The organism is Sorangium sp. So ce406 (assembly GCF_051474675.1).
Classification (GTDB): Bacteria; Myxococcota_A; Polyangia; order Polyangiales; family Polyangiaceae; genus Sorangium; species Sorangium cellulosum_G.
In genome coordinates this window covers 7,876,751-7,896,290 of the sequence record NZ_CP150340.1, presented here as the reverse complement: position 1 = coordinate 7,896,290, position 19,540 = coordinate 7,876,751, and the positions used below count along the sequence as shown (strand labels likewise).

Here is a 19,540-nt window from a genome sequence, read left to right as displayed (position 1 = left end):
TCCGCGGAGGTACGCCCGCCGCGAGGCTCACCACCGCGCCCAGCGGGAGATTCGCCTCACGCGGGTATGGAGGGTGCCGTCGCTGGCGAGCGCGAGCCGCTCCGCGATGTGCGTCCCGAGGTGGGGACCCCAGCCACCGTCGTCGAACGGCGCGTCCGCGTCCGCGCCGAGGTTGTACTCCCAGCATTGCGCGTAGTGTTGCGTGACGTTCTGGTGCTCGAGCGCGCAGTTCCCCGGGGACGGGTCGCCGTCGTGATCGTGGGACGACCACCCCGACATGAAATGGGCAACGAAGATGTCGGCGTTCCCTGTCGTGTGCTCGGGCCGGAGGAGCTTCATGGTCTCCGGGTCGATGCCCTCCGCGCTCGCGCGCATGACCTCCTTGACGGTCCCCTCGAGATCCTCGATCTCGTCGCGGTACTCTCGACCGACGACGTAGAGCGAGCCCCGGTAGAAGTTCTGACCGAGCCCCGGCTCTCCCCTGGTCCCGAGCCGCTCGGCGTAAGGGATGTCCCAGAACTGCAGCGTCTTTCCCGCCTCCGACCCGACGCTGTTGTAGAGGAGCGCCCACCCGCCGCCGTCCGTCACCAGATCGCACCATGCGGCGAACTCCGGCTCAGGGCCGGGCCCGTCCGGATCGAGCGAGTAGACGTCGCTCGGCAGGCCGCGGGGGACGTCCCCGCACCGGGCGTATGTGCACCCCTTGTTCACCACGCCGTCACAGTCCTCGTCCTCGGCGGTGTCGCAGCGATCGGGCGCCGGCAGCACCTGGCCAGCGCACGGGCCGTATTCGTTGCCCTGCTCGTCGCAGACCCTCAGGCCGGCGCGACAGGCGCCGCGGTTCAGCGTGCCGGGCGGTCCCCCGTAACAGGCGTCCTGGCTTCCAGGATCGCAGGGGCGCCCGCCGCCGCCGCCGGCGCTCGCGGCCGAGCCGCCGCCGCCGGCGCTCGCGGCCGAGCCGCCGCCGCCGGCGCTCGCGGCCGAGCTGGCCTCGTCGAACCTCCGCACCTTGGTCGAGCAGGACGGCGCGGCGGCGAGCAACACGACGGCTGCGCAGCAGGCTCCTGCGACCGAGCCCTCGCCGAGTACGATGCGACCTTTGCGTGTGCGAGCGTCTGCCACGCTGCCTTATACACCAGCCGCCCCGGCGTGTGCACCGGCCCGTGCGCCGGGGGGCGGGGAGGCTTCGCCGCCGCGCGCCGGGGGGCGGGGAGGCTTCGCCGCCGCGCGCCGGCGGTCGTTACAGGGGGCGGACGTGGGCCGGGATCTGGCCGCTTTGCAGCGCGAAGGTGATGGCGCTCTGGAGGGTGCTCTTCGTGAGGATGCCCGCCAGATCGAGCCCCAGCCCGACGAGCGTCTGCGCCACCGCCGGCCGGATGCCGGTCAGGATGGTCCTTGCGCCGAGGAGCTGCAGCGCCTTCGCCGTGTCGACGAGCGCGGAGGCGACGCGCGTGTCGATCTCCTTGAGCCCTGTCACGTCGAGGATGACAATCTGCACCTGCGTCGACTGGACTCCATCGAGCGCGACCGACATCACCTGTCCGATCCGCTCCGAGTCCATCTGGCCCACGAGCGGCATGACCACGATGCGATCGGTGATCGGGATGAGCGGCGTCGACATCGCCTGCATCGAGTCGCGGAGCCGCGCGAGCGTCCGCTCGAGCTCCCCGTGCACCTCCTTGTAGGACGTGACGTCGTGGGCGGTGCCGTAGACGAGCCGGCGCGACGGCTCCTCGGACGCGTCCATGTGCGCGGTCCACGCGAGCCACTTGTACGATCCGTCCTTGCACGCATAGCGGTTGTCGAACCGGATCGTCGTGCGGCCCTGGAACAGGGCGGTGGCCTCGGCGAGCGTCGCCTCGCGGTCGTCGGGGTGGACGAACTCGATGAACGGCTTGGCGGTCATCTCCTCGGGAGACCAGCCGAGGGTCTGCCTCCACGCCGGGTTGGCGTGGCGGAAATACCCGTTTGCGTCCAGGGTCACGAGGAGGCCGACCGAGACCTGGAACAGCTTCTCGTACACCGTCGCGAGGTGCGTCACGCGCGCGAGCTCATCCGCCCGCTCCCGGTCGCTCGTCACGTCCATCGCCGTGGCGTAGATGAGGCGCTCCTCGGGGGCGTCGTCCATGTCCACGCTCGCGGCCCAGCCGAGCCACCTGTACGAGCCGTCCTTGCACCGATAGCGGTTGTCGAACCGGGCGTGCGTGTGCCCCTGCAAGAGCTCGGCCGTCGCCGCGAGCGTGGCCTCGCGGTCGTCGGGGTGGACGAACTCGATGAACGGCTTGCCCCGGAGCTCGTCGAGCGACCAGCCGAGGATCCGCTCCCAGGCGGGGTTCAGATCATGGAAGTGGCCGCGAGCGTCCGCCGTGGCCAGCAGCCCTGCCGAGACCTGGAAATGCTTTTCGTGGCTCAAGCCCATGTCCTCCCCTGCACGGTCACGGCGCGCGCTCCTCGTCGCGCCCGTCTGCTTATCCGGTGTTCCCCGCCCGAACGCAGGTGAGCGCCGTCCCGCGCCGTCCGGCCGGAGCGCGCGGGCGCACACCGCCAAAGCGAGGTCGACCCCACCGATGCGTCGGAGCTCGCTTGTCCACGAGATCGACTTTTATGTCAAGGGTGTCCGTGGCGCCCTGGCGCGACCGAAAGGGGCGGCCGGAGCCGTGGGTAGGCGCGCGTCTCTCGTCGGCGCCCACTGTCGGTGTCACCGCGGTTGCCAGGCCACCATGAGGCGGGTAGGGTCCGCGCCCACAAGGAGTGGACCATGACAGTCTCTACGATTTTCGACCCGGCGCGCTGGCGTGAGGTCGAAGGGTTCTCGTTCGAGGATCTCACGTACCACCGCGCCCTGGACCAGGGCACCGTGCGCATCGCGTTCAACCGCCCCGAGGTGCGCAACGCGTTTCGCCCGCGCACCGTCGACGAGCTGTACACGGCGCTCGAGCACGCGCGCACGACCGCGGACGTGGGTTGTGTGCTGATCACCGGCAACGGGCCCTCTCCCAGGGACGGCGGCTGGGCGTTCTGCTCCGGCGGAGACCAGCGCATCCGCGGGAAGGATGGATACAAGTACGAGGGGGCGAGCGCGGGGCAGGCCGATCCGGCGCGGCTCGGCCGACTCCACATCCTCGAGGTGCAGCGGCTCATCCGGTTCATGCCCAAGGTGGTCATCGCGGTGGTGCCCGGCTGGGCGGCCGGCGGAGGTCACAGCCTCCATGTCGTCTGCGACATGACCCTCGCGAGCCGCGAGCACGCGATGTTCAAGCAGACGGACCCGGACGTCGCGAGCTTCGACAGCGGGTATGGCTCGGCGCTGCTCGCGCGGCAGGTCGGGCAGAAGAAGGCGCGGGAGATATTCTTTCTCGGGCTCGACTACACGGCAGAGCAGGCGGCGGCGATGGGGATGGTCAACGCCGTCGTCCCCCACGCCGAGCTCGAGGAGGAGGCGCTGCGGTGGGGCGCGATCATCAACTCGAAGAGCCCCACCGCGATGCGGATGCTGAAGTACGGTTTCAACCTGCCTGACGAGGGGCTGGTCGGACAGCAGCTCTTCGCCGGCGAGGCGACGCGGCTCGCCTACGGCACGGAGGAGGCGCAGGAGGGACGAGACGCATTCTTGGAGAAGCGGCGTCCAGATTTCAAGCGCTTTCCCTGGCACTACTGATCGCGGCGCGCCGCCCGGTCCCCGGCGGGCGCCGCCGCCCACCTCGGGCGGCCGACGATCGCGCATAAGTATTCGAAATCAGAAAGAAAAATCTTGATGAACTCGGCGCTCGAGGCGAGACGGTCGCGGCGGCATGTTCTGGTAATTTTGTAAAATTTTGTCGTTGACGGATGTGGTACGGCGGGTTCACTGCGTCGTGACGCATGATCTCGATGACGCCGCAACGCGTGATACCCGAGGCGAGGACGTCACGAGATCTCGACGCGCCCTCGGCCCGCATCCGCGCTTGACAACGACACCGACTCCATCGATTGTTGCGCGGTCATAAGGTTCCGTGCGCGTCGTCTCTGCTGCGGGACTGTCAACTTTAGCTGGAGATGCTGATTATGCTTTTGGCTTCAAGGTCGGCTGGTTGGAAGCGTTCGTGGCTGTCTCTGGGAGGGCCGCTCCTTCTGGCGCTCGTGGGCGGCCTCGCCGTGGTCGGCTGCGGCGACGACGATCCCTCGAATGGCACGGGCGGGTCGGGCGGGTCGGGCACGGGCGGGTCGGGCACGGGCGGCGCCGGCGGCGCCGGCGGAGCCGGCGGAGCCGGCGGCGAGGAGCCGATCGAGACGGTGCCGCCGTCCGGTGATGAGCTGATCCGCGTCAACCAGGTCGGGTACCTGCCGAACGCAGCCAAGTTCGCGACGGTCGTCGCCGCGGCGGACAAGCCGCACGAGTGGGAGCTCGTCGACGCCGGCGGCACGGTGATGGCCCGGGGGGCGACCCACGTCGTGGGCACCGACGCGAGCTCCGGCGAGCACGTGCACACCATCGACTTCACCGACTTCGTCGCGGCCGGCCAGGGGTTCACGCTGCGCGTCGGGGACGTGTCGAGCCACCCGTTCGACGTGAGCCCGACCATCTACTCTCAGATGAAGTACGACGCGCTCGCGTACTTCTATCATAACCGCTCCGGCATCGAGATCCTGGAGCAGTACGTGGGCCCGGACCACGCGCGTCCGGCGGGGCACATGCCGGACCAGGCGCCCTGCGCCGCGGACATCGGCTGCTCGTACACGCTCGACGTCACCGGCGGGTGGTACGACGCCGGCGATCACGGCAAGTACGTGGTGAACGGCGGTATCTCCGCGTGGACGCTGCTGAACCAGTACGAGCGCCTCGTCGCGCTCGGGTCCACCGTGGGCGACTTCGGCGACGGCAAGCTGAAGATCCCCGAGAACATGAACCAGATCCCGGACCTCCTCGACGAGGCCCGGTGGGAGATCGAGTTCTTCCTCAAGATGCAGGTGCCGGAAGGCGAGGAGAACGCGGGCATGGTGCACCACAAGATCCACGACGCGGAGTGGACCGGCCTGCCGCTGGCCCCGCACGAGGATACGCAGCCGCGGTACCTGCGCCCGGTCAGCACCGCGGCGACGCTCAACGTGGCCGCCTCCGCGGCGCAGGCGGCGCGCATCTGGCGCGAGCTCGATCCCGCGTTCTCCGAGGCGTGCCTCGAGGCCGCGACGCGGGCGTGGGACGCGGCGAAGGCGAACCCGGAGGTCATCCCGAACGAGGGCGAGGTCGTGGGCGGCGGCGCCTACGGCGACGGCGAGCTGAGCGACGAGTTCTACTGGGCGGCCGCCGAGCTCTTCATCACCACGGGCGACGCCAAGTACCAGGCCGAGCTCGCGGCCTCGCCCTACACCGAGGAGCTCCTCGGCGCGCCCGGCACGTTCAGCGCCATGACGTGGGGGCAGGTCGACGGGCTGGGCGCCATCTCGCTCGCCGTGGTCGACGCCCAGCACTCGGCGGCGGAGCGCGAGGCGGCGCGGACGAAGCTGACCGCCATCGCCGACAAGTACCTCGATGTCATCGGCGCGGAGGGCTACCGGGTCCCCTTCAAGGCGGACGAGACCGGGTATCCCTGGGGCTCCAACTCGTTCGTGCTCAACAACATGCTCGTCCTGGCGCTGGCGCACGACTTCACCGGCGAGCAGAAGTACCTCGACGGCGTGGTGTCGGGCGCGGACTACATCCTCGGGCGCAACGCGATGGACAAGTCCTATGTCTCCGGCTACGGCGAGAACCCGCTGAAGAACCCGCACCATCGCTTCTGGGCTGCCCAGCTCAGCGACGAGTACCCGGCCGCCCCGCCGGGCGCGGTCTCCGGCGGCCCGAACACCGCGCGTCAGGACCCGATCGCCATGGAGCAGATCGACGCCGCGTGCGCGCCGCAGAAGTGCTATATCGACGACATCGAGGCGTGGTCGGTCAACGAGATCACGATCAACTGGAACGGCCCGTTCGCGTGGGTCGTGTCCTGGCTCGACGAGAAGGCCACCCAGACCGGCCAGTGACGTGAAGCGCCGCGCGGTCACACGGACCGCGCGGACCTCACGGACCGACCAGACCGACCAGACGAACCGCCGCCCGGCCCCGCCATCCCGGCGGGGCGAGCCGCGGCGAGCCTCGGGCACGCCGCAGGACGGCACGCCGCGGGACGGCGCGCCGTCCCGCGGCGTGCGATTGGCCGCGACAGCCGTCCAGCTTCTGCTAGGTTGCGCGGCTTTCATGAATCCAGACTCACCGATCGACGCCTTGCCCGCGCCGCTCGCGGGCGCGCTCGCCCGCCGCGGCTTCACCTCCCTCACGCCCGTTCAACAGGCCGTCCTCGCGCCGGAGCTCGCCGGCCGGGACCTCCGCGTCTCCTCGCAGACCGGCTCGGGAAAGACCGTGGCCATCGGCCTCGCGCTCGCCCCCCGCCTCGAGCGCGCCGTCGCCGAGCGCGCCGCCGCGGCCTCGCCCGAGGGCGCGCCCCGGACCACGGCGGCCCCGGCCGCGGTCATCATCGCCCCCACGCGCGAGCTCGCCGCGCAGATCGCCGGCGAGCTCGGCTGGCTCCTCGCGCCCCTCGGCGCGCGCGTCGCCTGCGTCACCGGCGGCACCAGCTTCGGCGCGGAGGCGCGCTCGCTGCGCCGCGATCCGCTCGTCATCGCCGGCACGCCCGGCCGCCTGCTCGACCACCTCGAGCGCGGGACCGTCGATCCGCGCGGCGTCGTCGCGCTCGTGCTCGACGAGGCGGACCAGATGCTCGACCTCGGCTTCCGCGACGAGCTCGAGGCGATCGCCGGCCGGATGCCCGCGGACCGCCAGACCCACCTCGTCTCGGCCACCTTCTCGCGCGACGTCCGCGCGCTGGCCGATCGCTTCCAGCGCGACGCGGTGAGCGTCGAGGGCACGCGCCCCGGCGCGGCCAACGGCGACATCGCGCACGTCGCCCACCTCGTGCTGCCGGCCGAGCGCGACGCGGCGCTCGTGAACCTGCTGCTCCTCGCGCCCGGCGAGCGCACGCTCGTCTTCGTGCGGACGCGCGAGGGCGCCGCCGAGCTCGCCGACAAGCTCACCGCGCTGGGCCTGCCCGCGGGCGCCCTGAGCGGCGACCTCGAGCAGCGCGAGCGCACGCGCACGCTCGACGCGTTCCGCTCCGGCGCCATCACCACGCTGGTCGCGACCGACGTCGCCGCCCGCGGCATCGACGTGCCCGAGGTCGGGCGCGTCATCCACGCCGATCCCCCGGGCGACCCCGAGATCTACACGCACCGGAGCGGCCGCACCGGCCGGGCGGGCCGCAAGGGGACGAGCGTGCTGCTCGTCGCGCCGTTCGCGCGCGAGCACGCGCTGAGGCTGCTCCGGCGCGCGCGCGTCGAGGTCACGTTCCGGCCCGCCCCGTCGCCCGCCGACGTGCTGCGCGCCGCCGACGAGCGGCTCGCGGCCGAGCTCGCCGCCGCGCGGCGGGTCGACGCGGCCGACGCGAGCGCGGCCGACGCGGCCGACGCGAGCGCGGCCGACGCGGCCGACGCGGCCGGGGAGAGCGCGCGCGAGCGGTCGGGCCCCGCGCCCGAGCCGCGGCTCATGCAGCTCGCCGCGCGCCTGCTCGCGGACATGGACGCCACCGAGCTCGTCGCGGCGCTCCTCGCGCGGGCGAAGCACACCGGCCCCTGCGCCCCGCAGCCCGTCACCGCCGTCGCGCCGCCCCGGTCCGAGCCGCCGCCGCGCGATCGCGCCGCCGGGCATCGCGGCGACGCCGTCCGCCACGGCGGCGCCGTGTACCGCCCCGCCGGTCGCCGGGACGACGCCGGCCGCTTCGGCGGCGCTGCGCTCCGCGGCGACGTCGCCCCTCGCGGCGGCGCCGCTCGCCGCGGCGACGTCGCTCCTCGGGGCGGCGCCGCGCGCCGCGGCGACGCGGAGCACGCCCCGCGCCTCCCGTTCGTGCCCTTCCAGGTCAACTGGGGGGAGCGCCACGGCGCCGATCCCCGGCGCCTGCTCGCCCTCGTGTGCCGCCGCGGCGGCGTGTCGAGCCAGCAGATCGGCGCGATCCGGATCGGCAGCACCGCGTCCGTCGTCGAGGTGGCCTCCCCCGCGGCGCCCGACTTCGCGCGCGCGGTCAACCAGCCCGACGCGCGCGACGCGCGGATCCGCATCGTCCGCGCGAGCTCGATGCGCATCGACTAGCCGGAAGACCAGCCGCGCCGCGCGCGCGCGGCCGCGCCGCGAGCGCGGTCCCGCGCGCTACGGGGATAATTGCCTTGAAAGGCAGGGGTTTCCTGATTTCTTGACGACCTCAGGTGTTGTACAAGGGACGGGTGAACCGAAGCCCGAACAACAAGCCAGCCACACGCCGTCTTGCGAGCCCGGCCGCAGTGCTCGCAGCATTGCTCGGTCTTGCCCTCGTCGGATGCGGCGGCAGCGTGCCCCCGCCGAACGACCAGCTCGCCGCGTCGCAGGCCGCGATTCGCGCGGCCGACGAGGTGGGCGCCGGGACCGACCCGCAGGCCACCCTCCACCTGAAGCTCGCCAACGAGCAGATCGAGCAGGCCAGGCAGCTCATGCAGGCCGGCGAGAACGAGGCCGCCCTGCCGCTCCTCGAGCGCGCCGAGGCGGACGCCGAGCTCGCGCTGGCGATCGCGAAGGCGCGCGCCACGCAGGCCCAGGCGGAGGACGCGCTGAAGCAGGTCGAGCAGCTGCAGCAGGCGGGGGTCAAGTGAAGCGAGAGGTGAAGGTGATGGCTTCTGGAATGAAGAACCTGTCCTTGCCGGCCCGGTCCCTCGCGCTGTGCGCGGCGCTCTACGCGGCGTCGGGGTGCAGCGCGGCGATGCCGCCGAAGGAGCTCGTCGAGGCCCGCACGAGCTACAAGCGCGCGGCCCAGGGCCCGGCGGCGAGCCTCGCGCCCGCCCAGCTCGACACGGCGAAGCAGGCGCTCTCCCGCGCCGAGGGGGCCTTCAACGAGGAGCCCGAGTCGCAGCAGGCGCGCGACCTCGCCTACATCGCCGACCGCAAGGCGCGGGAGGCCGAGGCGGCGGCGGCGCTCGAGCAGGCGCAGCGCGACAAGGCCGAGGCCGAGCAGAACTTCAAGGAGCTCTCGCACGAGCAGCTCGCCACCGCGAAGGAGGCGCTGCAGACGAACCAGCAGCAGATCGAGCGCGAGCGCCAGGCGCGCGCCCAGGCCGAGAGCGGGCGGCTCCAGGCCGAGAGCGCGCGCACCGAGGCCGAGAAGGCCCGCAAGGAGGCCGAGGCGGCGCGGCGGGAGGCCGAGCGCGTCGCGAACGCGGCGCTCGCGAGCCTGAAGGAGATCGCCGCGGTGAAGGAGGAGAAGCGCGGCGTGGTCATCACGCTCTCCGGCGCCGTCCTGTTCGCCTCGGGCAAGTCCGAGCTCCTGCCGATCGCCAAGGAGAAGCTCAACCAGGTCGCGACCACCCTGAAGGACCAGGGGTCGCCGCCGCTCCGGATCGAGGGGCACACCGACTCGACCGGCTCCGCCCAGGCGAACCGCAAGCTCTCGCTCGATCGCGCCGACGCCGTGAAGAACCACCTCATCAGCGTGGGGCTCCCCGCCGACAAGATCACGACCGTCGGCCACGGGCCGGACCGCCCGGTGGCGGACAACGCGAGCGTCGAGGGCCGCGCCAACAACCGGCGCGTCGAGATCATCGTCAACCCCACCAGCGCGCAGTGATGCGCGCCCCGGGCCGCGCGCCCCGTCGGGGTGGCGGCCCGGGAAGGCTGCAGCGCGGCCCGGCGCGAGCCCGTCCGCGCCGCCGTCACCGCGGGCGGCGCGCGTCGTCACCCGAGGGGGCGCGCCGCGCGAAGGGCCTCGGGGCGGGCGCGCTGCCGGCGTGGATCGCCGCGCCCCTGGCCGACCGGGGCCTCGACGGCGCAGGCTCGGCGCGCGCCGCGCCGGCCGCGATCTGCGCCTCGAAGGCGTCGAACATCGCGGTGAGCTGGCGGTAGCACCGCTCGACGAGCTGCAGCGCCTCTCTCTGCGCCTCGTCGTCGAGCTCGAGGGTCTCGATACGAGCGTCGTTGCATTCCTCGAAGACGTCATGGGCCTTCTCGACGTCGAGGTGTGTCTGGGAGAAGTAACGCAGGCGGCGCCGCTCGCCGGTGCGCTCGAGGTAGCGCGCGAAGCGCTCGAAGAACACGTGTCCCGCGGATTCGAGCGTCAGGAGCAGGGTGAGCTGACTGGCGTCGTGGCGCGCGGTGAACGCCTCCGACATCAGCGCGAAGCTCGCGCTCCGCGCGGCGTCATGAGGCTGCGCGAACAGCTCCGCCGCCGTGGGCAGCTCGATGCCGAGCGCCTTCAGATCCGCGACGAACCAGCGGTCGTGCCCCGCGTCCTCGAGGCGGTGGCAATGGATCATGCGCTTGTATTCCGGATCGGTCGCGCGCTCGTCGCTGATGCGCAGGATCTCCTGGAATGTCATCACGAAGAACGTCAAGCAGAGCGGAAAGGGCGCGAGCTGCTCGATGGGCGGGTTCTTCTCGAGGCGGGCGAAGAACGGGTGACCGGTGAAGCGTGCCTGATGGCGCAGGATGTGTTCTTGGATCATTTTCATGGCCTGGTCTTCTCCGAAAGCCGCAAATTGATGCAAACCGTATACCGAAAAATGGCCAATTCGGTAAGCTGCCATGCCGTCCAGAGCGAGGTTTGCTGTAAGCTGTTGCCAGCGGGTGAGGGCAGGGGTGGGAGCGCAACATGACCAAGACGAAGAGTGCGAGGGAAGCAGTGCACAAACTCGATCGGCGTACGTTTCTCGACCTCCTGGGGCTCGGTGGGCTCACGCTGTCGATCGGCGCGGGGTGCGGGCCGGCCGGCGCGGCGTGGGAGGAGGACGAGCGGTTGTCGGGCCAGTCGAGCGCCGCATTGCGGCTCTCGCTCACGACCCGGCTCACGACGGATTACGGTGTTCGATACCCGCTCGCCAGCGCCGGCATGGCGTTCGTCAGCCTGCCTCCGCTCGTGGCCGCGGTCTCCAACGCGGGTGGGATCGGCGTGCTGGGCTCGTCGACCGAGCCGCCGCCCGTGGTGCAGGCGCGCATTCGAGCCACCAGGGCGCTCACGTCGAACCTGTTCGGCGTGAATTTCATCGTCGAGACGGGGCCTGGGGGCTCCTTCGTCACGCAGGAGCATATCGACGTCTGTATCGCCGAGGCGGTAGAGCTCGTGGTCTTCCACTGGAACGCGCCCGAGGTCGCCTGGGTCGACGCGCTCCACGCGGCGGGGGCCAGGGTCTGGGTCCAGGTGGGCTCGGTGGCGGCGGCGCGCGCCGCGATCGCGGTCGGCGCGGACGGGATCATCGCGCAGGGGTCTCAGGCAGGCGGCCACGCCCGGGCCACGCTGACGAGCAGGGACCTCGTGCGCGAGATCCGCAGGCACGTGAACCCTGCGCTGCTCCTCGCGGCGGGGGGCATCGCGGACGGCGTCAGCGTCCTCAAGGCGCTCTATCACGGCGCCGACGGCGTGGTCGCCGGCACGCGCTTCGTCGCGTCCACCGAGGCCTACGCCCACCCCGATTACAAGGCTCGCCTCGTGGCGGCGGGCGCCGGGGCCACGGCGATACAGACCTTCTTCGGCCCGGAGTTTCCGGATCAGCGCCAGCGCGTCCTGCGCAACCGCGTCGTCAGGCAGTGGGCCGGGAAGGAGTCGAGGATCCCGGTGCCGCCGCCCCCGCCCGCCACCATCGGCACGACCGTGCTGTTCCCCGGAGTCCTGGACATCCCTTATGTGATGCCCAAGTTCAGCGCCATCGTCCCCACGCCGGACACGGTGGGCGATCTCGAGGAGATGGACATGCCCGCCGGCTCCGAGAGCGTCGTGACCGTCAAGAGCGTCAAGCCCGCGGCCGAGATCGTGACGGAGATGATGGGCGAGGCGCAGGCGATCCTCGACCTGCTCGGCGGCCAGGTGCGCAGCGCCGAGGCGATCGAGGCGGCCAGGTAGTCCGACGACGACGCGTCGGACTCTGGCAGGAACAGGAAGAGGAGAGCCTCGGTCAGGGGCGGTGGACGTCGTCCCGCGCCGCACGCCGTGCGAACGGGCGCAGGGCGTGCGCCCTCACGCTCTGGACGCCGGCGCCTCTCGCCGGCTCTCGCCTTGACGCCGGGAGCCCGGCGCGCGCCGCGGCATCGGCGATCTGCGCCTCGAGCTCGTCGAACATCCCGTGGAGCTCGCGGTAGCACCGGTCGACGAGCTGTAGCGCCTCCGCCCGCGCCTCCGGGTCGAGGACCATGGACTCGAGGCGAGCGTCGGTGTCCTCCCCGAGGACGCCGTGCGCCTTTCCCATGTCGAGGTGCGTCCGGGAGAAGTAGCGCAGGCGCCGCTCGCCGATGCGCTCCAGGTAGCGCGCGACGCGATCGAAGAAGACGTGCCCCGCCGAATCGAGCGCCAGCAGCAATGCGAGCTGGCTCGCGTCGTGGCGCATCCTGAACGCCTCCGCGACGAGCGCAAAGCTTGCGTCGCGCGCGGCGTGGTGAGGCTGGCCGAAGAGCTGCGCCGGCGTGGGGGGCTCGATGCCGAGCACCACCAGATCGTCGAGGAACCAGCGGTCGCGACCGGCGTCCTTCAGGCGATGGCGGTGCACCATCCGCATGTACTCCGGATCCCACACGCGCTCGTCGCAGACGCGCAGGATGTCCTGGTACGTCATCACGAAGAACGTCAAACACAGCGGGAACGGCGCGAGCTCGGCGAGGGGCGGATCGGCCTCGAGTCGGGCGAAGAACGGGTGGTCGCTGAAGCGCGTCTGGTGGTGCACGAGGTGCTGCTGAATCGTTTTCATGGCCTGTCTACTGCTCCGGGGGCTCGCGTGATTGCAAAGCTGATTGCAAAACGCATACCCGGAGCCGTTACGGCCGCGTTCGCCGTACCGCGACGGTCGTGAATTATGTTGTCGGACGATCGACGGCGGGACGGCCGCCGGGCTTCCGCGTTGTGCTGCGGCCGGCCGCGGTGATAAGCACGGCGCGTGATCGGACGCTTTTTCCGAGGGATCTGGCAGGAATACGTGATCGACCTGCGCGACCGGCTCGACGCCGAGGCCGCGCTTTACCGGAGCACCACGCCGCCGGGCGAGGTCAGCCGCCGCATCGCGAGCGTGTTTCTCACGGTGATCGGCGTGCTCATCTTCGTCCGCTTCGCCGGCAACGAGAACGACACGCGGTGGATGGTCCAGGGCCTGCGCGCCGTGGGCCTCGATGACGTCGCGGCGCGGCTCCACGACGCGCTGAACACCTCTCCGGACCGCCGGTTTCACCAGCGGATCGTCTGGGCGGTCGGCCGCCTCACCGGCTATCTGGTCCCGACCCTCCTCGTCGCCCGCCTCGTGCTGCGCGCGCCGATCCGGAGCCTCGGCCTGCGCGTCCGCGGGACGGCGCGGCACATGTCCATCTATGCCTTCTTCTTCGCGGTGATGGCGCCCGTGCTGTACGTCGCGTCGCTCTCGCCGGCCTTCCAGGCGAAGTACCCTTATTACAAGCTCGCGCGGGGCGAGGACCTGTGGCCGTGGTTCTGGGGGTGGGAGGCCCTCTACGCCGCGCAGTTCGTCGCGCTGGAGTTCTTCTACCGCGGCTTCTTCATCCACGGGATCCGCCGCGCGCTCGGCTATTCATCCATCTTCGTCATGATGGTGCCTTACACGATGATCCATTTCGGCAAGCCGCTGCCCGAGACCCTCGGCTCGGTGCTCGCCGGGTTCATCCTCGGCACGGTGAGCCTGAAGAGCGATTCCATCTGGGGCGGGTGCGCGATCCACGTCGCGGTCGCGACGTCGATGGACCTGCTCTCCCTCTCTCACCAGGGGCTCTTGTGAGCTCGGACAGGCACGCAGCGGCATCGAGGGGCGCGCGGGCCGCGGAGGGCGAGGTCGACGGCGCCCGCGCGGAGCGGGGGAAACGCCGCGGCGGGAGGTCGGGGGTGGACGTCAGGCCAGGGTCCTGCCGCCGTTCACGGACAGCTTCTGGCCCGTGATGAACCTGGCGGCGTCGGACGCGAGGAACGCGACGGCGTCGCCGATCTCGTCCGGCGTCCCCATGCGCCGGAGCGGGTTGCCCGCCGCGTAGGACTGCTTGTGGGCGTCGGTCAGGCCCTCGCTGGCGTGGCGCTCGACCGGGATCCACCCGGGCGCGACCAGGTTGACCGTGATCCCCCACGGGCCGAGCTCCTGCGCCCACGAGCGCGTTAGGCCGAGCTGCGCCCCCTTCGCCGACACGTAGTTCGAGAACTCGGGGACGCCCTGCTCGAACACCTCGGAGCCGATGTGGATGATCCGCCCCGCGCGGCGCTCCTTCATCTCGGGCACGACCGCCTGCGAGAGGAGGACCGGGCTCTTCACGAAGAACTCGAGCTGGTCGAGGCAGTGACGCCAGGTCAGCTCCTCGAGCTTCACGTACGGCTGCGGGCCCGTCGCGTTGAGCACGAGCACCTCGACGGGGCCGAAGCGCGCCCGCACCTCGCCTACGAGGCGGACGACGTCCCGCTCGTCGCGCACGTCGGCCTGGAACGCCTCAGCCTCGCCACCGCTCCGGCGGATGTCCTCGACCACGCGCGTCGCTCCCTCGCGCCCGCCGAAGTAATTGACCGCCACCCGCGCGCCGGACCCCGCGAGCTTGCGCGCGATGGCCGCGCCGAGGCCGCGGGAAGCGCCAGTGACAAGGGCGACTCGTTTCGATAGATCGTGCGCCATTCAGGGCCTCTCCAGGAGATGGGTGACCGCGGTTCGCTCGCCTCTGCGCGGGAGATCGGCCGCTCCGGCGCGCCTCCGGGAGCCTCGCTCCCGCGCGGCGCTGCGGGCCGCGCGCGCAGAGGGTCGAGCGCGGTCACGGCAGGTGTAGACACTGTGATACAGCAATACAAGATTTTTCCGTCTGCCGTTCTTCAATGACGTCGGGCACAGGCCTGCTCGTCCCTCCGGAGCGACGCTATTTCAACGCACCGCGCTACTCCACCCGCGCTGATGGGCGTATGCTGGATCACATGAAAACGCGTGTCGTTCCTCAGGCCCTGCGACCTCTCGTGATGCTCGTCGTGGCCCCTGCTTTCTGCGCCGCCGTGGGCATCACCGTGATCCACGCGTGGATCGACGGGCGGCGCAGGCCGCCGCAGCGGCGGCTGCCCGGACGCGCCGCGGCGCGGCATGAGCGCCCCCGTGCGCGCGAGCAGGCGCAGCTCTGATCGACACGGTGCGTCCGGCGCGCGACGGCCGGATCAGCGCGCGGCTCAGCGCACGAGCAGGAGCCAGAGGAGCGCGGCGGCGGTCGACGCGAGCGTCACCGGGACGCCCACCCGGGCGTAGGAGCGAAAGCCGATCTCGCGCTCGGCGCCCACGGTCTCGACGACGATGATGTTCGCCACCGAGCCGAGCAGGGTGAGGTTGCCCGCGAGGGTGGAGACCAGGGCCGTCGCGATCCAGGCGAGGTGCGGATCGGGCTGGCTCTGGATGTACGACTCCGCGAGCAGGATGAACGGGACGTTCGAGACGATCTGACAGCCGACGAGCATCGCGATGCTCAACCCGAGGACGCCCATCGTCGGCCCCGCGGGCAGGAAGGGGCTCGCCGCACGCAGCGCCTGCTCGGGCATGCCGGTCTTCTGCAGCCCCGCCACGACGATGAAGAGGGCGCCGAAGAACACGAGCACCGTCCACGAGACCCGCTCGAACAGGACGTTCGCGTCGCGCCGGTGCAGCAGGATGGCCGCGGTCGCGCCGCCGATCGCCGTCCACGCGAGGTTGGCGCCGAGCACGAAGAGGACCGAGACGACCGCGACGCAGACGAGCGGCGCGAGGGCGCTCGGCCGCGCGCCCTGCGACGACGCCGGCGCGGGCTCGGGCGCCGGCGCAGGCTCGTGGGGGAGGGCGCGCGCCGCGAGCCGGCGGCGGAGCAGGAGGTGCAGCGTCACGGCCGTGACGGCGAGCCCGACCAGCGCCGCCGGGCCGGCCTCCAGCAGGTACGCGCGGTACGAGATGCCGGAGAGGTGGCCGACGAGCATGTTCTGCGGGTTGCCCGCGAGCGTGAGCGCGCTGCCGGCGTTGGCGCCCATCGCGAGCGCGAGGAGGTACGGCACGCGATCGAGCCCCGCGCGCCGGGCGGTCCGGTCGACGAGCGGCGCGAGCATCACGCAGACCGAGTCGTTCAGCAGCACCGCGGAGGCGAGCCCGGAGCCGAGCGTGACGAGGTAGAGGAGGCGGACCGGCGACAGGCGCCGCCGCGCGACCCACGCGGCGGCGCGCTCGAAGACGCCGGCCATCTCGAGCGACGCCGCGAGCAGCATCATCCCGAGCAGGAGGCCGATGGTGTTCGGCTCGATCGCCGCGAACGCCTCGTGCGGGGTCAGGCCGGCGCCGGGGTCGAGCACGCTCAGGAGGACCATGGCGCACGCGCCGGCGAGCGCGCCGGCAGGGCGCCCGATGGGCAGGATCGCCAGGCGCCGCGCCGCGATGAGCACGTACGTCGCCGCGAAAACAAGGAGGACGGACCACACGGCGCGGCATCAGAGCGATCCGGCGCGCGGCTGTCAAACGGGGCCGCGGCGCCGAGGCGGGCGGACGCGGAGGCGCCTCGCCGCCGGCGCGCATTCCGGCTAAGCAGCGACGGCCGTGGACCGGCGCGGGGGCGGAGCTCCCGGGCTCCGCGGGAACGCCAAGGCATGGGCAGGCAGCTCTCGACCCCCACCGCGATCCTCCTCGGCAGCGCCATGATCGCCGCCGCGGTCTACCTCGGCCTCCGCCACGGCCCGGCCGCCGTCGCCCCGGACGCGCGCGCCGTCGACGGGGCGGAGGCGCTCCAGGCCGGGCCGGCGGCCTCCGCGCCGCCGGCGCAGCGCGCGGGCGCGACGGCGCCGCCGAGGGCGCCGAGCGTGCCGCGCGACGAGATCGCGCGGCAGGCGGCGCGCGCGCTCGACGCGCACCGGCCGGCGATCGTGGCGCGCTGCTACGAGCCGGCGATCGCGGCGCAGCCCGAGCCGCGCGCGGTGAAGTACGTCTTCAACATCACGTTCGACGCGCAGGGCCGGCAGATCGCGCGCGGCCTCATCGAGGACCGCGAGACAGCGCGGCCCGAGGTCACCGCGTGCCTGGTCGGCGCGCTGCCGCCGGTCGAGATCGCGCCGCCGGGCGCGAACGTGCGCGTGGACGTCCCGTTCTCGCTGCCGTGACGGAGGCCCGGGCTCGTCGGGCCGGGCGCGAGCGCGTCGCCCTTGACGCACCCGCCTGAACGCCCGATGCCGGAGCGGTGACGCCCGACCAAGCCTTGAAGGAAGCGACAACCGGCGCGCTCCGCCCGGTCTACGTGGTGCTCGGCGAGGAGCGCTGGCTGGTCGATCGCGTGGTGAGCGCGATCCGGGAGGCGGCGGCCAAGGGGGGGATCGCCGGCTTCAACGAGGACAAGTTCACCGCGGGCGACGCGTCGATCGAGTCGATCCTCGGCGCCGCCCGCATGCTCCCGATGATGGGCCCGCGCCGCTTCGTGCTCGTCCGCGGCGTCGACCGGTGGGAGAAGAAGGACGACAGCGACGACGGCGACGGGGAAGACGAGCGCGGCGCGGGCGGCGCGGGCGGCAAGCGGGGCGTGTCGAAGCAGCTCAGCCCGCTCGACGCGCTCGCGGAGTACGCCAAGGCGCCGTCGCCGAGCGCGGTCCTCGTCCTCGTCGCGCCGAAGCTCCACGGCCAGCGCCGGATCGTCACCGCCGCGAAGAAGGGCGACTTCCTCGTCGCGTGCGAGCCGTTGAACCGCCGCGCGCTGCCCGGCTTCATCACGACCATGGCCCGCGAGAAGGGCAACCCGATCGCGGGCGACGTGGCCGAGCAGCTCGCCGAGCTCGCCGGGCCCGAGCTCGGCTACGTCGTCGACGCGATCGAGCGGCTCTCGCTGTACGTGGGGCCGAAGCAGCCGATCACCGAGGACGCGATCGCGCAGGTGGTCATCCGCGTCCGGCAGAGCACCGTCTGGGAGCTCATCGACGCGCTCGGGAGGCGGCGCCTCGACCGCGCGCTCGCGGCGCTCGCCGACGCGTACGACCCGCGCGACGGCGGGCTGCGCCTGCTCGGGGCGGTGTCGTGGTCGGTCCGGCAGATGGTGAAGTTCGAGTCGGCGCTCGCCGCGGGCGCGAGCCAGGCCGAGGCCGCCCAGCGCGCCGGGGTGGCGCCGTTCAAGGCGAACGACGTGGCGCAGTCGGTCCGCCAGCTCCCGAAGGGCGCGCTCGCCGGCTGGATGCGCATGCTCGCCGAGACCGACCTCGCCCTGAAGAGCAGCCGCCGCCCGGCGCAGGCGGTGCTGGAGACGATGCTGATCGAGATGTGCTCGCGCTGAGCGGCTGGCTCCGGTGTCGTCGTTTCCGCAGGCGTACTCGGCGGCGGGGACGGCGCCGCCCCAACGCGATCGATTGTGAGCGGGCTAGCCCGGTCTGCCGTCCTTCACGGCTGGACGGCCTGGATCCCTGTCGCCTGGGCCCCGCGGGTGATGTTGACCCTGCACTCGGCAAACGGACAGTCCGAGACCTTCACGCGCTGGTAGAAATCGGTGGTGCCGAGCGTGCCGGTGCCCACGGGCATGCCCTCGGGGATGGGGACGAGAAATTCGGTGCCGCCCGGCACCTCCGGGGCCGCCTCCGCCAGGCTGGAGTCGTAGCCATCCCAGCCATTCTTGGCCCTGCACCACGCGCGGTTCAGCTCTCGTTCGTCGTAGGTGAAATAGAAGCCCTGGGTCGGGTCATACCAGGGATCTGCGGGATCCACGTCGACTCCCGGCTCGATGAGGACCAGTGCTTCCGTTCCTCCCACGATGACGCCGGCCGGTAGACGCAGGCGGCGTTCGACGAACCAGTCTACCGCGACGGCTGTCATGGGTTCACCGCCGATCCGGACCGTCAGCCGCTGGGGGCCGCCGCTCGACGCGAGCTCCTTCACGGGGTCGAGCTCGAATGCGGGATAGCTGCATCCCCAGCCGAAGTCCGAGGCGAACTTCCAGCCGCCGGAGGCCACTTGCGGGATCCGCACTCCATCGATGTCGACCTCGATGTCGTCGTAAAAATGACACTCCTCGGCGGAAACCCAGCTGTTGGCCACACAGAGGCCGTCGTCGTTGAGAACCACGGTGACCTTCCCCTTCCCCTCATCGAAGACGCCGCATGCGCCGAGGGTCAGCCGAGCGGCGGTCAGCGCCGTCCCGGGCGAGTCGGGGGGGGCGGGGGTGGCCTCTCCTTCCAGCGGCACGCGCGGGCTGCACGCGGCGACTGCGATGGAGACGATCACGACAAGGCCGCGTCTCATGACGTGAACCGGAGCGCCGGCCAGGTCGGCATGCGGAGCTCGGGACCGCGAGAGGAGCATGGGAGCCATGGTAACACGCTGCCGACACGGCACCAGCGCTGCTCCGGCCCGCGGGCGACCCCACGCGGGACCTATCAGGGGTTCCGGCGCGTGCCCGAACGCCGATCGCTGGTGCTCACCGAGATGACGACACGGCGGCGTGGCCGCGACGCCTCCTGCGGCTCCCCGTGCTGCGGCTCCCCTTGCTGCGGCTCCCCTTGCATCGCCTGGTGCTGTTGAGGCCTGTGCGGCGCCTCGT

Annotated in this window: 17 protein-coding genes; 10 read left to right on the top strand and 7 right to left on the bottom strand. The window is 71.9% G+C overall.

Annotation, left to right across the window (positions count from 1 at the left end; all coding sequences use genetic code 11):
- Positions 1-27 precede the first annotated feature (27 nt).
- On the bottom strand, positions 28-1,044 hold the full coding sequence (locus tag WME96_RS29310; RefSeq protein ID WP_437284891.1) for a fibrinogen-like YCDxxxxGGGW domain-containing protein: 1,017 nt from the start codon (positions 1,042-1,044) through the stop codon (positions 28-30).
- A gap of 196 nt (positions 1,045-1,240) precedes the next feature.
- The gene (locus WME96_RS29305) at positions 1,241-2,419 is read right to left on the bottom strand and encodes a PAS domain S-box protein (protein ID WP_437284890.1); all 1,179 of its coding nucleotides are present in this window, start codon (positions 2,417-2,419) and stop codon (positions 1,241-1,243) included.
- 339 nt (positions 2,420-2,758) lie between these two features.
- Between WME96_RS29305 and WME96_RS29300 the strand changes: the two genes are divergently transcribed.
- The 5 genes from WME96_RS29300 to WME96_RS29280 all read left to right on the top strand — a co-directional run bounded on the left by WME96_RS29300 (position 2,759) and on the right by WME96_RS29280 (position 9,656).
- The gene (locus WME96_RS29300; RefSeq protein ID WP_437284889.1) at positions 2,759-3,658 is read left to right on the top strand and encodes a 1,4-dihydroxy-2-naphthoyl-CoA synthase; all 900 of its coding nucleotides are present in this window, start codon (positions 2,759-2,761) and stop codon (positions 3,656-3,658) included.
- Positions 3,659-4,119: 461 nt separating this feature from the next.
- On the top strand, positions 4,120-6,000 hold the full coding sequence (locus WME96_RS29295) for a glycoside hydrolase family 9 protein (RefSeq protein ID WP_437284888.1): 1,881 nt from the start codon (positions 4,120-4,122) through the stop codon (positions 5,998-6,000).
- 214 nt (positions 6,001-6,214) lie between these two features.
- Complete coding sequence (locus WME96_RS29290) at positions 6,215-8,155, top strand: DEAD/DEAH box helicase (protein ID WP_437284887.1); 1,941 nt, start codon at positions 6,215-6,217, stop codon at positions 8,153-8,155.
- Positions 8,156-8,355: 200 nt separating this feature from the next.
- Complete coding sequence (locus WME96_RS29285) at positions 8,356-8,688, top strand: DUF4398 domain-containing protein (protein WP_437284886.1); 333 nt, start codon at positions 8,356-8,358, stop codon at positions 8,686-8,688.
- A gap of 17 nt (positions 8,689-8,705) precedes the next feature.
- Positions 8,706-9,656, top strand: a complete 951-nt coding sequence (locus tag WME96_RS29280) for an OmpA family protein (RefSeq protein ID WP_437284885.1) — start codon at positions 8,706-8,708, stop codon at positions 9,654-9,656.
- A gap of 85 nt (positions 9,657-9,741) precedes the next feature.
- Here the strand turns inward: WME96_RS29280 and WME96_RS29275 are convergent, their stop codons facing one another.
- A complete protein-coding gene (locus WME96_RS29275) occupies positions 9,742-10,530 on the bottom strand; it encodes a hypothetical protein (RefSeq protein ID WP_437284884.1) in 789 nt (262 codons plus the stop codon).
- 176 nt (positions 10,531-10,706) lie between these two features.
- On the opposite strand from WME96_RS29275, the gene WME96_RS29270 reads away from it, so the two are divergent.
- On the top strand, positions 10,707-11,921 hold the full coding sequence (locus WME96_RS29270; protein ID WP_437284883.1) for an NAD(P)H-dependent flavin oxidoreductase: 1,215 nt from the start codon (positions 10,707-10,709) through the stop codon (positions 11,919-11,921).
- 52 nt (positions 11,922-11,973) lie between these two features.
- Here the strand turns inward: WME96_RS29270 and WME96_RS29265 are convergent, their stop codons facing one another.
- Positions 11,974-12,759 carry a hypothetical protein gene (locus tag WME96_RS29265; protein WP_437284882.1) on the bottom strand — a complete coding sequence of 262 codons (786 nt, stop codon included), beginning with the start codon at positions 12,757-12,759 and terminating at the stop codon, positions 11,974-11,976.
- Between the two features lie 186 nt (positions 12,760-12,945).
- On the opposite strand from WME96_RS29265, the gene WME96_RS29260 reads away from it, so the two are divergent.
- The gene (locus WME96_RS29260) at positions 12,946-13,788 is read left to right on the top strand and encodes a CPBP family glutamic-type intramembrane protease (RefSeq protein WP_437284881.1); all 843 of its coding nucleotides are present in this window, start codon (positions 12,946-12,948) and stop codon (positions 13,786-13,788) included.
- A 111-nt stretch (positions 13,789-13,899) separates the two neighbouring features.
- Here WME96_RS29260 and WME96_RS29255 read toward each other — a convergent pair whose 3' ends face one another.
- The gene (locus WME96_RS29255; protein ID WP_437284880.1) at positions 13,900-14,661 is read right to left on the bottom strand and encodes an SDR family oxidoreductase; all 762 of its coding nucleotides are present in this window, start codon (positions 14,659-14,661) and stop codon (positions 13,900-13,902) included.
- A gap of 290 nt (positions 14,662-14,951) precedes the next feature.
- Here WME96_RS29255 and WME96_RS29250 point away from each other — a divergent pair, with 290 nt between their 5' ends.
- Positions 14,952-15,149, top strand: coding sequence for a hypothetical protein (locus WME96_RS29250; RefSeq protein ID WP_437284879.1), 198 nt, complete (start codon positions 14,952-14,954; stop codon positions 15,147-15,149).
- Between the two features lie 45 nt (positions 15,150-15,194).
- Here the strand turns inward: WME96_RS29250 and WME96_RS29245 are convergent, their stop codons facing one another.
- Positions 15,195-16,457 (bottom strand): SLC13 family permease, encoded by a 1,263-nt coding sequence (locus WME96_RS29245; protein WP_437284878.1) that lies wholly within the window; start codon positions 16,455-16,457, stop codon positions 15,195-15,197.
- 165 nt (positions 16,458-16,622) lie between these two features.
- Here WME96_RS29245 and WME96_RS29240 point away from each other — a divergent pair, with 165 nt between their 5' ends.
- Together WME96_RS29240 and holA are read left to right on the top strand one after the other, a co-directional pair.
- Positions 16,623-17,129 (top strand): hypothetical protein, encoded by a 507-nt coding sequence (locus tag WME96_RS29240; RefSeq protein ID WP_437284877.1) that lies wholly within the window; start codon positions 16,623-16,625, stop codon positions 17,127-17,129.
- Positions 17,130-17,224: 95 nt separating this feature from the next.
- Positions 17,225-18,283 carry a DNA polymerase III subunit delta gene (gene holA, locus WME96_RS29235; protein WP_437284876.1) on the top strand — a complete coding sequence of 353 codons (1,059 nt, stop codon included), beginning with the start codon at positions 17,225-17,227 and terminating at the stop codon, positions 18,281-18,283.
- A 104-nt stretch (positions 18,284-18,387) separates the two neighbouring features.
- Here holA and WME96_RS29230 read toward each other — a convergent pair whose 3' ends face one another.
- Positions 18,388-19,224 (bottom strand): hypothetical protein, encoded by an 837-nt coding sequence (locus WME96_RS29230; RefSeq protein ID WP_437284875.1) that lies wholly within the window; start codon positions 19,222-19,224, stop codon positions 18,388-18,390.
- Positions 19,225-19,540: the final 316 nt, after the last annotated feature.